1 pseudogene is annotated in these 214 nt (G+C 42.5%); it reads left to right on the top strand.

Features of this window, described 5'->3' with window-relative positions:
• A pseudogene (locus AMO19_RS04160) lies at nucleotides 1-214 on the top strand (30S ribosomal protein S3); the annotation flags it as partial.

Genomic DNA, 214 nt, shown 5'->3' with positions numbered 1-214 from the left:
CTAGTAGGGGGAAGGTTGAATGGTGCTGAAATAGCTAGAACTGAATGGACTAGAGAAGGTAGAGTACCTTTACATACTTTGAGAGCTGAAATTGACTACGCAACACGTGAAGCTAATACAACTTACGGTGTTCTAGGCATTAAAGTTTGGGTTTTCAAAGGTGAAGTTCTCCCTAAAGAAGAACAAACTATCCCTGTGGGTGCGAGCCCTAAGA

The sequence above is a fragment of the Prochlorococcus marinus genome, from assembly GCF_001180245.1.
In the GTDB taxonomy this organism is placed as follows: Bacteria; Cyanobacteriota; Cyanobacteriia; order PCC-6307; family Cyanobiaceae; genus Prochlorococcus_A; species Prochlorococcus_A marinus_F.
The sequence above is the reverse complement of the archived record's forward strand: the minus strand, read 5'-3'. Positions and strand labels throughout refer to the sequence as shown.